10 protein-coding genes are annotated in these 13,349 nt (G+C 66.3%); all 10 read right to left on the bottom strand.

What is annotated here, in order from left to right; genetic code table 11:
- Positions 1-506 precede the first annotated feature (506 nt).
- Positions 507-5,735, bottom strand: a complete 5,229-nt coding sequence (locus tag EB084_09105) for a hypothetical protein (protein ID NDD28406.1) — start codon at positions 5,733-5,735, stop codon at positions 507-509.
- 117 nt (positions 5,736-5,852) lie between these two features.
- A complete protein-coding gene (locus tag EB084_09100) occupies positions 5,853-6,356 on the bottom strand; it encodes a hypothetical protein (protein NDD28405.1) in 504 nt (167 codons plus the stop codon).
- Between the two features lie 95 nt (positions 6,357-6,451).
- A complete protein-coding gene (murA, locus tag EB084_09095) occupies positions 6,452-7,729 on the bottom strand; it encodes a UDP-N-acetylglucosamine 1-carboxyvinyltransferase (protein ID NDD28404.1) in 1,278 nt (425 codons plus the stop codon).
- A 5-nt stretch (positions 7,730-7,734) separates the two neighbouring features.
- Entirely contained in the window at positions 7,735-8,157 is a 423-nt protein-coding gene (atpC, locus tag EB084_09090) for an ATP synthase F1 subunit epsilon (protein ID NDD28403.1), read from the bottom strand.
- Positions 8,158-8,175: 18 nt separating this feature from the next.
- Positions 8,176-9,603, bottom strand: coding sequence for a F0F1 ATP synthase subunit beta (atpD, locus tag EB084_09085; GenBank protein NDD28402.1), 1,428 nt, complete (start codon positions 9,601-9,603; stop codon positions 8,176-8,178).
- A 13-nt stretch (positions 9,604-9,616) separates the two neighbouring features.
- A complete protein-coding gene (atpG, locus tag EB084_09080; protein ID NDD28401.1) occupies positions 9,617-10,471 on the bottom strand; it encodes an ATP synthase F1 subunit gamma in 855 nt (284 codons plus the stop codon).
- A 57-nt stretch (positions 10,472-10,528) separates the two neighbouring features.
- The gene (locus EB084_09075; GenBank protein ID NDD28400.1) at positions 10,529-12,067 is read right to left on the bottom strand and encodes a F0F1 ATP synthase subunit alpha; all 1,539 of its coding nucleotides are present in this window, start codon (positions 12,065-12,067) and stop codon (positions 10,529-10,531) included.
- A gap of 94 nt (positions 12,068-12,161) precedes the next feature.
- Entirely contained in the window at positions 12,162-12,764 is a 603-nt protein-coding gene (gene atpH, locus EB084_09070; protein NDD28399.1) for an ATP synthase F1 subunit delta, read from the bottom strand.
- On the bottom strand, positions 12,688-13,185 hold the full coding sequence (gene atpF / locus EB084_09065) for an ATP synthase F0 subunit B (protein NDD28398.1): 498 nt from the start codon (positions 13,183-13,185) through the stop codon (positions 12,688-12,690). The genes atpH and atpF overlap by 77 nt, the downstream gene beginning before the upstream one ends.
- 32 nt (positions 13,186-13,217) lie before the next feature.
- Positions 13,218-13,349, bottom strand: a 132-nt coding sequence (locus EB084_09060) for a F0F1 ATP synthase subunit C (protein ID NDD28397.1), incomplete at its 5' end; no start/stop codon positions are given.

The following is a 13,349-nucleotide window of genomic DNA, read 5'->3' as shown; positions in this document are numbered from 1 at the left end:
GCTCGCGGCAGCGGGCACGCCCTGGGCAACATCGCCGCCAGGCGCCGGCGCAGCAGCGGGCGCCTCGACGGGGCCGTCAGGCCGCGCAGAGGGCGCTCCCGCCTCCTGTGGCGCGACCGCGGGGGCGGCGTGGACGCTCGAAACCCCGCCGCATGCAACGGTCCACAAGCAGATCAGGAGCGCAAACGCGAGAATCCTCTTCATGTCAGATCAGAAACCTCCCAGGCCTCCCCCGAGCGCGTCTTGATGTAGTGGAAAGCGATTCAGCGATGGCGCCGCCAAGATGTGAAAGCGATTCAAAAAACAGGGCGCGAACCCGCATGAACTCAGGGTTTTTTGTCTTTGGGCAAAAATGTTTCGGTTGGTTTCGACAGGGGGTATGGTAATCCTTCAATCCAGAATGTTAACAGACCGCGCAAGATGGGCATCCGGCAAGCGGGCCCCGCCCGTGGAGACCTGGGGTCGGATGCTGCTCAACGCCACCGCGGCCCCCGTCGAGAAGACGCTCAGAAGCGCCAGCGACGCTGATAGAAGAAGTGGAAGCCCCCGAGGTTGTCGCTTGACATGCGCACCAGGTGAGACGGACTGAAGCGATACTCGAAGCCGTACAGGTTGCGCGGGAGCCCCTCGGGCACCGTCCCCTGCACCGCGCTGAAGAGCACGTTCAGCTTCTGCTTCAGATCGAGCGCCCTGTAGACGGTGAACATGATGCCCCCCTGCTGAACGAGCTCGAGGGTGACCTCGCTGACCCCGAAGATGCGGCCGATGAAGCTCGTGATGGGCTGCAGGAACGTCGCCTGCGCCACCGTGAAGAGCGCGCCCAGGCCCATGGACTGGTTCTGGGTGAAGCCCGTCGGCCCCATCAGCCCCTGCTGGGCCGTGGTCCCTCCGAGCAGGAGCTGGCGGATGGCCCCCTGGGGAAGCGGAGGGTTCGAGCTCAGGCGCACGTCCGGATCGCTGGCCGTTCCCCGGACATCGACGTAGACCTGATAATCCCCGACCTGGGCGGTGGCTGCGGCAGCAAGATTGGGCATCCAGCCCGCAGTCGGGTCGAAGTAGGCACGCCCTCCCGTCAGACGCAGCGACACCGGGAAGAGCGGAATGCGAATCTGTCCCTGCTGAAGGGTGACCTGACCGGCAGGAGCCGCTTTGTCGCCCTTGCCCACGAGAGCCAGCTGGCCCTCGACCCGGACCGCGCTGCCGAGGAACTGGAGCCAGGCATCGCGCCCCAGGTTCAGATCGACACTGAATGTTACGGGCGGCAGCGAGAACGGCGCTCTGCGATCCTCGAGCGACGCGTCTGACGCCGCCACGGCGGACGCGCTCCGCCCCCCATCTGCAAGGCGCTCGACGCTTGCCGGCCCGCCCCCCTGCGGCGCGGGCGACGAGACTCCCGAGGGCGCGCCAAGGCCTCCCCCAGCCCGGGCCAGGCTGCTCAGCGGAAGCGACACACGCGCGCTCTGCGCCGTGACCGAGCCCACGAGAGACGGGTTCGCGCTCGAGCCGACGAGGTGAAGGTCAGCGTCGACCACCGAGGCCAGGTACGGTGCAACGGTCAGTCCCAGGCCGCTCGCCTTCAGGCCGAGATTGATGTCGGAGAGGCCAAGCCCGGCCAGATCGGCGCCTCCCGAGACGGTGAACACCCCGCGTCCCATGCTTCCCGAGGTGTTCTTGATCTCGAGTCGGCGCCCATCGAGGGTCACGTTCATGTTCAGGTTCTCGATGGGGTTGGCGAGACGCTTGTTCCGAATCACCCCATCACGCACCGTGAGCTCTCCCGTGAGACGGGTATCGGGATAGGTGCCAGAGAGGAACAGTCGCGCCCGAAGGCGGCCTGGAGACGACTGCATGTCGGGGATGAAGAGTGACAGGACGTCGAGGCTGCTCTCGGTGATGGACGCCTTCAGATCGACGGGAGATGGGGAGACGAGCTCGCCGTTCCTGTAGGCGAGCGAGAATCCCCCGCTAAGCTCGGCGCGATGCGCCCCCTTGCGCGCCACGAAGCGCTCGAGACGATAGCTCCCCTGCCGCCCGCTCAGCGCACCGCTGAGCTGATCGAACGCAAGCGCCGCGACGCGCCCCTCGCTGAGCTCGAAGCGCCCGCCCAGCACGGGCTCGAACAGCGGGCCGCTGGCATCGAATGAAGCGTCGAGGCGGCCTGCGAAGGGGAAGCTCCAGGGGGCGAGAGGAGCCAGCGCGGCGACCTCGAGATCATTGGCCTGCAGAGAGAGACGTCCGCTGTCCTTGTCTGCGCTTGCCGAAGCAAGCAGGGTGCCGGCGCCTCCCCTGACCGTGAGCTCAGCCCCTTCGATTGTGCTCGCGGCGGAGTCGAGCGCACCCGAGAGACGAACCAGACCCACGTCGAACCCCGCTGATCGAACGTCACGCGCCTCCACCGCCCCCTCGACACGGGGGCGGCCGAGCGCTCCTGAGAGCTTGACGTTGCCGTTGAGCAGGCCCGAGATGTCGACCCGTCGACCTGGCTTGAATCCGAGCAGCGTTCGGAGCGGCGCGTCCTGCAGCGAAGCCTCGAGCGACCCACGCGCCGCGAGAAGGTCGCCAAATGTCGCGGGCAGGCCTTGACGGGCAAGCTCGAGCGATCCGTCGAGTCGTGCCTCACCCGGCGCGCCATCGCGCCCCACGCGCAGTCCCTCCACGTCGACGCGCCGCCCGCTCAGGCGAACCTTGCCGCTGGCGCGCAGACCCACCTGACGCTCCGGCGGCCCCAGTCCCTGCAGATCGAGGTCGAGGGCATATCGAGGATGGGCCAGGGTTCCCGAGATCCCGAGGTCGACGTCTCCGTGGCCCTGCTCCAGCGGCGACCCACGCAGCGCGACCAGCTCCCGGAGAGGGAAGGCGCGCGCGCTCAGCATGAGATCGACGGGACCCCGAACGCGAACATCACCGCGCCCCGTGATGACGCCACCCCCCAGACGCGCCCGCAAGCCCTCGACGACGATGCGATCCGGCGCGGCCCGCAGAACCACCTCCGCCTCATCGACAGGCTGATTCTCAACGGTCACCCCGTGCAGACGAACCCGACCCGCGGCGGCGAGACGGTCGACCCGGCCCGTGACCCGCACCTTGCCTTCGAGCCACCCCTTCGAGGCAACCCCTGAATACGGCGTGAAGCCCAGCGCCCGTTGAACCCACAGCTGCGGGGTGCTCACCGACAGGTCGAGAACGGGCAGCCTGTCAAGGCCGACGCTGCCGGCAACATCGACCTGATCTCCCCCCACCACCACGCGTCCCGAGCGCACGACGAGTCCGCCTCGATGGGCACGGAAGTCGGCCTGCGCAAACAAGGGCTCACCGTGCAGGCGCGCCTTGTCGGCCAGCACGTGACCATCGACCCGCACGGCCTGGCGCGAACCGCGCACCTCACCGTGCACAAACGCGTGCCCGGCAAGGCTGCGCAGCCGAAGCACGTCGAGCAGCACGCTGCGAAGGCGCGCCGGGGCCGTCCCCACCTCGAGGGCGTTCACCACCTTGCCCAGGTGGGCGACATCCGCGCTCCAGCGCAAGGCCCACGCCCCACGCTCACGAAGGGGCACCGCTCCCGCAAGCGTGATGACGGCCGCCGGCCCGGACAGGAAGGCCGTGCGGATGGCGAGCGCCTGATCGAGAAGAGACGCGGAGAGCGCCAGGCGGTCGAACGAGATGCCGCCCACATGCAGGTCACCCGAGCGCCCGACGAGATCGAGATCGACGCCCCTGGTGGAGTGGTCGAGCGCAAAGAGCGCCATCACGTCGACCCTGCCTCGAGGAAACCACGGCTTCAGCCCGAACGCGCGAAGCAGCGAGGCGTCGAGGGCACGGCCGTAGGCCAGGCCGCGAAGACTTCGCGAATCGTATCGACCGCGGGTCTCGACTCCCATGCCGTCGCTGCTGGCGGTGACCTCGAACGCGCGCACATCAGGCAGGACCGTTCCCGTGAGCGAGACAGCCCGAGGTCCAAGGCCCAGCGCCCCCTGAAGAAGGCAGACAGTGTGTCTCGACGCCGCCACGACACCATCGAAGCCGCGCATCGACATCCCCGCCGCGCGAACAGAGGCGGCTCGAACCCGTCCAGCCGCATAGAGATCACGCGCCCGGCCCGCCACGGTCAGCGACAGCGACGCATCCTGCACCTCTGCGCCGCCGAGCGCGCGAGAGATGCCCTCTCCCTCCACCCTGGCGAAGATCTCGCGATCGCCTCCCAGACCGAGGTACCCCACGGGCGTTCGGAAACGTCCCGCCGCGGTGGTGGCCCGCACGTCAGAGACGATGACCGCGCTTCGGCTGCACACAAACCGCCCAGACACCTCCGACACATCCACACCGTTCACCGACGCATCGCGAAGCCGACCCTCTCCCAGCACCAGCGGGTTCCCGGGGGCGCCGATCAGCGTGACGTCTACCGACGCACGAGCGGCCGCGCCCGCTTGTGCGCCGAACAAGGCCGCGAGACGGGCGTCTCGCGCCCGGACATCGAGCATCATGCGACGGCCATCGCCGCCGAGCACCCAGCCCTGCGCCTCCACGGTGCCCCCTCCGTCGGCGACCGCGCGCATCTGCTCGACGCGCCAGGTTCCCGAAGTCCAGAAGATTCGCGCGGTGGCGTCGCGCAGGCGCCTTCCGGCTACCATCAGACGGGGCGAGGCGAGGCTCACCTGCGCGACGGGTGGGCCGTTGAGCGCCCCCCTCAGACGAACCGACCCACGCACCGAACCATCGAGCGCGAGTCCGAGAGAGAACCCGGCCGCACGCAGGCTCGACGCAATCGACGGGCTGCGCAGCCGGAGCTCGAGGTCGAGCTGGGGCTGACGCCGATCGAACAGCCGTCCGGCAAGCTCGAGCGCATCGCGCCCGATGCGCACGGTGAAGCGACGGATGTCTATCATGTCGCGCGTGAGGAAAGCCAGGAGGCGCCCATCCCGGAACTCGAGGGGCCTTCCTTCGACGCGACCCGCCAGGCCCTCTGCCCACGCGGTGCCCGTCACGTGCAGCGAGTCCCACGACGTGCGCAGGGGCCCCACGGTAGAGAGGAGCGCGCTCAGCTTCAACCGCCCCGCGCGCACAGAGATCGGCGCCTGCTTCACGCCCGTGAGGGCCATCGCATACCCCATCGCGCGAGCAACCTCGAGCCCCTCGAGCGAAACCCGCGCGCGGGTGTCGACCAGGTCGCGCTTCCACGACGCAACCGCTGTGATCTTCACCCCCTGTGGGCCCCGTTCCAGCAACCCGAGCTCAGCCCGGCAGTGCTCGAGGTCGGACATGTCTACGACGGCCGATGTCAGCCGAACCGCCGTCTCGACGCCAAAGCGGCGATCTGCCAGGACGAGGCTGCCCTCCGGCACACGAACGATGCCACGAAAGAGATGTTCGAGCTCGACCATGGCCTCCGAGGGGCGGAGCACGCGCTCGAGGTTGAACGACCCGTCTGCTCGACGCTCGAGAAAGAGCTCTGGCTCGGCCACCTCCACCTCGCGGATGCCGGGCACGAGTGAGCGGTGGCGAACCATGTCGAGGAGGCTGAAACGAACGACAACCTGGGCGGCCTTCATCACGCAGTCCCCAGAAGCGTTGTCGAGACGCACGCCATCTGCGGCGAGAGCGTGGGGGGTGATGCGCAGGCGCGTCCAGGAAGCCCGACCAACCAGGGAGGCATTGACCAGATCGATGGCCACGCGCGGGAGAACGACCCAGAGCAGCACCGCCATGAGAGCCAGAAGGCCGCCAGCGATGAGAAGCACCGGTCGAAGAAGCCGATGTGAGACCTTCGTCGACGCGACTGTCACGCCATCACTCCCGTGAGAGACAGTGCCTCGTGCAGAGAGGCGCCACCGCGGGCGCCAGGGGAGCGAAACGCCTCAGGTCGAGATGCTCTCGCGGGCGTGCTTCTTTGCGTCGGTGACAAAATCGACCAGAAGCTGGAACTCGGGATAGAAGAACTCGTAGACCGTCTCGTAGTGGGTGCCATCGCTGAGGAGTGCGCTGCGGAAAGACTTCTTGTCAGAGCGAGGAGGGGTGAGGGAGACATTCTGCCACAGCGTACGCGTCGTGTCTCCTCCCCGCACGATCTCGAGGTGCGTCGGTGTAACAATGATCTTGCGTCGGCTCTCGAGCATGTATACCCAGAGATAGAGAAACGCAATGACTGCCGCCACCGTCCAGGGCAGTGCGTAGAAGATCCAGTCCGGGGGAAAGCTGTCTGGCAGCGTGCCGCCGCCTTTACGGGCGCTCTCTTCAATCAGGCGGATCTTGTTGTAGTAGTTAAAGCCGAAACCGATGAGCCCCAGCGAGACCGCAGCCGAAGGAATGCAGAGAAGCCAGAACCCCTTGAAGCTGACCTTGAACTCTTTGCGATCCCGCACGGTCTCTCCTCACACGGATTCTGCTCGAACTCGGGTTTCGCCCCACCCCGGTCAAATCCTCCGAGGGCACGACCGATCCCGATCGCTGACGTCGATCAGACTGCGGCCGGCGCGCGTTCTTCCTCTACCCTCTCAATGACCGCGCCAAGCGAGACCAGCTGCTCGTGGATACGCTGATAGCCACGATCGATGAACTGCAACCCCCCGATGAGCGTCTCTCCCTCCGCGGCGAGGGCGGCCGCGATGAGAGCGCCCCCTCCTCGGATGTCCGGCGCCTCGACCGGTGCGCCAGCCAGGTACTTCACCCCTGTGACCACCGCGGTGTGATCAGTGATGCGGATGTTGGCGCCGAGTCGCACGAGCTCGCCTGCGTACATGAAGCGCCCGTCGAAGATGGTCTCTCGAATGATGCTCGTACCGTCGGCCAGGACGAGAAGCGCCGTCATCGGCGGGTGCAGGTCCGTGGGGAACCCAGGGTAGGGTGCCGTGGTGACCTCGAGGGGGAGAACCGGCCGACGAGATCGCAGCCGGATGGCCTGTGGCTCGACGTCGACCTCCTGGTTGGCCCGCCGCAGCTGCTGGATGAGCACATCGTGGTACTCCGGGTGGCAGTGCGTGACGCGCACCTCTCCCCCGGCGATGGCGGTCATGATCAGGAACGTCCCCGTCACGATGCGATCTGAGGTGATCTCGTAGGTGCCGCCGTGGAGCGCGTCGACCCCTTCGATCTCGATTCTGGGAGACCCCTCGCCGCTCACCCGCGCCCCCATGGTGTTCAGGAAGCGTGCCAGATCGGTGACCTCAGGCTCGCGCGCGACATTCTCGAGCACCGTGGTGCCCTGTGCGAGGCAGGCCGCCATCATGGCGTTCTTGGTCGCACCGACGCTGACATGGGGAAACGCGATGGTCACCCCCTGCAGGCGGGTCGCTTTAGCCTGAACAAAGCCGTGGCTGCGATGCACCTCCGCGCCGAGCGAGCGGAACGCGTCGAGGTGAAGGTTGACCCGTCGCTGGCCCAGGTTGCAACCGCCTGGCAGCGCGACATCAGCCTCCCCGAAGCGCGCCAGCAGCGGGCCGGTTACGTCGAAGGAGGCGTTCATCCTCCGAACGAGCTCGTAGGGCGCGCGCGTGGTGCTGATGTGGTCGGCGTTGAGGCGAAGTGTTCCGGGCGCGGGCGACTCCACCACCATTCCGAGAGAGCGCAGGATCTCGGTCATGACGTGCACGTCAGAGATGTCCGGCACCCGCGTGAGAATCACATCGCCCTTGCAGAGAAGCGCCGCGGCCATGATGGGCAGCGCCGCATTCTTGGCACCCAGCGCCTCGATCTCACCGCGAAGAGGACGCCCTCCCTGCACGCGCAGGTGTGGCAACCGGGTCAGGCTCCTCGAGCGCCGGCGACCTCGAGGCGCGCCAGCTCGGCCCGCAGCTGGGTGCGAAGCGCATCCTGCTTGACGGAATCAGACTCGGCCGCCAGCTGCTTCTCGAGCTCGGCTCGACGGCGCTCGGCGGCGGCCTTGTCGATATCGCCTGCGTTCTCGGCGAAATCGACGAGGCAGACAGCGCGGTTGTTGCTCATCTTTACGAAACCAGGGCCGACAGCCATGTTGACAGTGCTCTCGCGGGTCTGCAACGTGAGCCGCCCGGCCTGGAGCAGTGACAGGATGGGGGCGTGATTGGCCAGCAGGCCCATCTGCCCCTCAACCCCGGGCACACTGAGCATGAGTGCGTCTCCGCCGAAGCGAACACGCTCTGGGGTGATGATCTCGACGTGGAAGTTCTTGTCGCTGATGAGGCTCACGGTTGTATCTCGCGCGGCCTAGCGGCCGACCTCGACGCCCAGCTTCTTGGCCTCTTCGAGCACATCTTCGAGCCCGCCCTGCATGTAGAAGGCCTGCTCGGGCAGGTGATCGAGCTTGCCGTCGGCCACCTCCTTGAAGCTCTTGATGGTGTCCTTGAGCTGCACGTACTTGCCCTTGCGCCCCGTGAAGCCCTCGGCCACGTGGAACGGCTGCGAGAGGAACTTCTGCAGGCGCCGAGCACGACCCACGATGATACGGTCGTCTTCGGAGAGCTCTTCCACACCCAGGATGGCGATGATGTCCTGCAGGTCCTTGTAGCGCTGGAGGATCTCCTGGACGCGACGGGCCACACCGAAGTGCTCGTCGCCGATGAATCGCGGCTCGAGCAGGCGAGAGGTCGAGGCGAGCGGATCGACGGCGGGGTAGATGCCCAGCTCGGCGATGGAGCGCGACAGCACCGTGGTGGCGTCGAGGTGAGCGAACGTGGTGGCCACGGCGGGGTCGGTGATGTCGTCAGCGGGCACGTACACCGCCTGAATGGCGGTGATTGAACCCGTGCGCGTCGAGGTGATGCGCTCTTCGAGGAGGCCCATCTCGGTCGACAGCGTCGGCTGGTATCCCACGGCGGAGGGCATGCGACCCAGAAGCGCCGACACCTCGGCGCCCGCGAGCACGAAGCGGAAGATGTTGTCGATGAAGACGAGCACGTCCTTGTTCTCTTCATCGCGGAAGTACTCGGCCATGGTGATGCCCGTGAGGCCCACGCGGAAGCGCACACCCGGCGGCTCGTCCATCTGACCGAAGACCATGGCGGTCTTGTCGATCACGCCCGAGTGCTGCATCTCGAGCCAGAGGTCGTTGCCCTCACGGGTTCGCTCACCCACGCCGGCGAACACCGAGTAGCCGCCGTGCTCACGGGCGATGTTGGCGATGAGCTCTTGAATCAGCACCGTCTTGCCCACGCCGGCGCCCCCGAAGAGGCCTGTCTTTCCGCCCTTTGAGTAGGGGGCGAGCAGGTCGACGACCTTGATGCCCGTCTCGAGCACGTTGGTGGTGGGCTCCTGCTGGTCGAGCGACGGGGCCTGACGATGGATGGAGTAGGTCTTCACCGCGTCGACCGGGCCGCGCTTGTCGATGGGCTGGCCCAGCACGTTGAAGATGCGTCCCAGCGTCTTCGGACCGACGGGCACGCGAATGGCGTCTCCCGTGTCAACCGCGGGCATTCCGCGGCGCAGGCCGTCAGTGCTGCCCATCGACAGGCAGCGCACCTGGTTGTTGCCCAGCTCGCCCATGACCTCGAGATAGAGGTCGAGGCCCTTGCCACGGCCCCCAGCGTCTTCCTCACGCTTCACGGTGAGGGCGTTGTACATGTTGGGCAGCTCGCCCGGATTGAACTCTACGTCGACAACCGATCCGATGATCTGATGAACTCTACCGACTCCCATGGGGTGCTGCCTCCTATTTCTTCAGCGCTTCAGCGCCGCTCGCGACTTCAAGAATCTCGTTGGTGATGGCCGACTGACGCGCGCGGAAGAAGTCGAGGGTCAGCGTACCCACGAACTTGTCGGCGTTGTCAGTGGCATTGGTCATGGCGCGCAGGCGCGCGCTCAGCTCGGAGGTTCGGGCCTCGAGCAGGATCTGGTAGAAGATCGTCCGCAGGTACTGCGGCAGGATGGCGCTGAGCGCCGCGTTCGGGTCAGGCTCGAACATGTAGGGAAGAACGTGCTCAGGCGTCTTCTCAGACGCCAGGGGGAGCAGGCGATCGGTCTTGGCTTCCTGGGTGAGGGCCGAGATGACGCGGGTGTACACCACGTGAACCTCATCGACCTTGCCGCTGGTGAACATCTCGGTGAGCGTGTCCGCCAGCGCGCGCGCGGTGTCGAAATCCGGGTTCCACCCGGTCATGACGTTCTCGATGGGGTAGGGGCGGCGCAGGAAGAAGCGATAGCCCTTGCTGCCTACCGGGATGACCACGACCTCACGGCCCGCTTCGACGTGCCCCTTCAGGGCCTGCATCGCCGCCTTGACCACGTTGTTGTTGTACGAGCCGCAGAGCCCTTTGTCGGCACTCACCACGAGCACGGCCACGCGCTTCACGGGGCGGGCCTCCATCAATGGATCGAGGGCACCCTCGAGCTGCGAGGTGAGCTCTCCCACCACCTCCTGCATCTTGTAGGCGAAGGGCCGCGCGGCTTTCATGCGCGTCTCCACCTTCTTGATGCGAGCGGCGGCCACCATCTTCATGGCCTTGGTGATCTGCTGGATGTTGCGCACCGACTTGATGCGCCCTTTGATTTCTCTTACGCCTGCCATGGAGCTGCTCCAAATTCGCGGTCGCGTCGGGGGACCGCCCCCGACGCGATGCCGCCGCTATGCGCGCGTCGCCTGCTGCTCAGCCGCGAAGCTCTTGACGAACGCCTCGAGGAAGCTCTTCAGCTTGCCCAGGGTCTCGTCGTCGATGGCCTTCTTCTCGCGAATGGACGCGAGGATGTCGGCGCCGTCGGCGCGCAACCTGGTGAGATAGCGCTCCTCGAAGCGGCTCACCGAGGTAACGGGGAGCTCATCGAGATAGCCGTTGACGGCGGCAAAGATGAACGCCACCTCTTCTTCGTTGGGCAAGGGCTGGAACTGCTTCTGCACCAGCGCCTGCACCACGCGCTCGCCGCGGCGCAGCTGGTCACGGCTGGCCTTGTCGAGCTCGTCGGCGCTGAACTTGGTGAATGCGGCCAGCTCGCGGAACTGGGCGAGGTCGAGACGCAGCTGGCCCGCCACCTGCTTCATCGCCTTCACCTGCGCGGCACCACCCACGCGCGACACCGACAGACCGACGTCGACCGCGGGGCGGATGCCCTGGTAGAAGAGATCGTTGTCGAGGAAGATCTGCCCGTCGGTGATGGAGATGACGTTCGTCGGGATGTACGCCGACACGTCGCCCAGCTGGGTCTCGATGATGGGCAGCGCCGTCATCGATCCGCCGCCCTCCTCGTCGCTCAGGCGCGCGGCGCGCTCGAGCAGGCGGGAGTGGAGGAAGAACACGTCACCGGGGTAGGCCTCACGACCCGGCGGACGGCGCAGGAGAAGCGACATCTCGCGGTAGGCCTTGGCGTGCTTCGTGAGATCATCATAGATGATGAGCACGTCCTTCTTCTCGGTGTACATGAAGTACTCGCCCATCGCGCAGCCAGCATAAGGGGCCAGGTACAGCAGCGACGCAGGTTCGTTCGCGTTCGCCGTGACGATGATGGTGTACTCCATCGCGCCCGCCTTGGCGAGGATCTCGGCGATGGCGGCGACATTGTTCGTCTTCTGCCCCACCGAGACATAGACGCAGATGACGTCCTTGCCCTTCTGGTTGAGGATGGCGTCGACGGCGATGGCGGTCTTGCCGGTGCCGCGGTCGCCGATGATGAGCTCGCGCTGGCCGCGACCGATGGGCACCATGGCGTCGATGGCCTTCAGGCCAGTCGCCATCGGCACACCCACGGGCTGGCGCTCGACCACCGTCGGGGCCACCCACTCGGTGGGGCGCGTCGCCGTCGCGTTGAGCGGGCCCTTGCCGTCTGCCGGCTCACCCAGCGGGTTCACCACGCGCCCGAGGAGCTGCGGTCCCACGGGAACCTCGACGATCTTGCCGGTGCGAACCACGCGATCGCCTTCCTTGATCTCGGTGTCGCGGCCGACGATCACGGAGCCGATGGTGTTCTCCTCGAGGTTGAACACGATGCCGTAGATGCCGGTCTTCTCGAACAGCAGCATCTCGCCGGCGCGGGCTTCCGACAGGCCGTAAACAGTGGCGATGTTGTCACCCACCTGGATGACGGTGCCATAGTTGACCTCGCGTACCTCCGCGTCGAAGCCCTGGATCTCTTTCTTGATGATGTCGCTGATTTCGTCAGCACGAATCGTCATGCGATTCTCCTCCGATTCGATGTTCGACGCGCCCGCTCGGCGCGTTCACCCTGGGATATGGACGCGGGATGCGTGAGGCCCGATAACGGGACGATCAGCGCAGGAGCCGCTCGCGAAGCTCGTGCAGCTGGCTCTTCACGCTGTAGTCGATGATGTTGTCGGCGATGCGGACGACGATGCCGCCCAGCAGCTCCGAATCGACATGCCACTGGATGCTGGGCACGCGGCCGGTGTGGCGAGCGACCTGCTCGACCACACGGGTCTTCACCTCGGCGCCAAGGTCGACGGCGGTATCGACGTCGACCTTCACCTCACCGCGCTCATCCTGCATCATGCCGTGGAAGCGACGAGCCACGTCGGGCAGCGCGGCAAAGCGCCCCGCCGCCGTGAGGACCTGCAGGAAATTGACCACGAGAGGAGACACCGACGCGCCGAAGACCTTTCGCACGATGCTGGCCTTCACCTCGGACGCCACATCTGGCGCCAGCAGGGCGCGACTGAGCGCCCGCTGCCCGAGGGAGAGCAGCGCCACCTTGTTCATCTCGGCATCGATGTCGGCCACCTTGCCCTGCTCCTTGGCGAGCTCGAACAATGCGGTCGCATAGCGCTCAGCGGCGCTGTCAACCAACATTGAGCGTTCTCGCCTTCTCGAGGAACTTGTTGACCAGGGACACGTGCTGGTCCGGCGAGACCGCATCGCGGAAGAGACGACTGGCCATGTCGACCGACAGATCAACGACCTGCTCGCGCAGCGCGCCCATGGCCTGCTGCTGCTCGCGGTTGAGATCGGTGCGGCCCTTCTCGAGCAGGAACGCCGCTTCGCGACGCCCTTCCTCGATGAGCTCGGCCTTGCGTCGCTCACCTTCGCTGTTGGCGGCAGCCACGATGCCAGCGGCCTCGGTATGCGCCTCGCGAAGCTTCGTCTCGTACTGATCCTTCAGCGCCTTCGCCTCGCGGTTGAGCGCCTCGGCCTCGTCGAGCTCCTTCTTGATGCGTCCCTGACGGTCGCTGATGGCCTTCACCATCGGGTGATACAGCACTGCCTTCAACGCCACGAGAAGAATCATGAAGTTGATGAGCTGGATCACCAGCGTGGGGACATTTACGGATATGTGCATGGGGATGCTCCGAACCGGCTAGCTGCCGTTGCTTACCACTTGACGAAGAGCAGGATGAGGGCGACGACGAGCGCGTAGATGGCCAGCGACTCGATGAAGGCCAGACCGATGATCATCACGGTCTGGAGACGGCCGGTCGACTCGGGGTTGCGGCCGATGGCTTC

The organism is Pseudomonadota bacterium (assembly GCA_010028905.1).
Classification (GTDB): domain Bacteria; phylum Vulcanimicrobiota; class Xenobia; order RGZZ01; family RGZZ01; genus RGZZ01.
The sequence above is the reverse complement of the archived record's forward strand: the minus strand, read 5'-3'. Positions and strand labels throughout refer to the sequence as shown.

Coding starts and splice junctions, on each gene's coding strand:
- atpD (NDD28402.1), bottom strand. CDS start 9,603: ATGGGAGTCGGTAGAGTTCATCAGATCATCGGATCGGTTGTCGACGTA.
- atpG (NDD28401.1), bottom strand. CDS start 10,471: ATGGCAGGCGTAAGAGAAATCAAAGGGCGCATCAAGTCGGTGCGCAAC.
- EB084_09075 (NDD28400.1), bottom strand. CDS start 12,067: ATGACGATTCGTGCTGACGAAATCAGCGACATCATCAAGAAAGAGATC.
- atpH (NDD28399.1), bottom strand. CDS start 12,764: ATGCGGTCTCGCCGGACCAGCACGTGTCCCTGGTCAACAAGTTCCTCG.
- atpF (NDD28398.1), bottom strand. CDS start 13,185: ATGCACATATCCGTAAATGTCCCCACGCTGGTGATCCAGCTCATCAAC.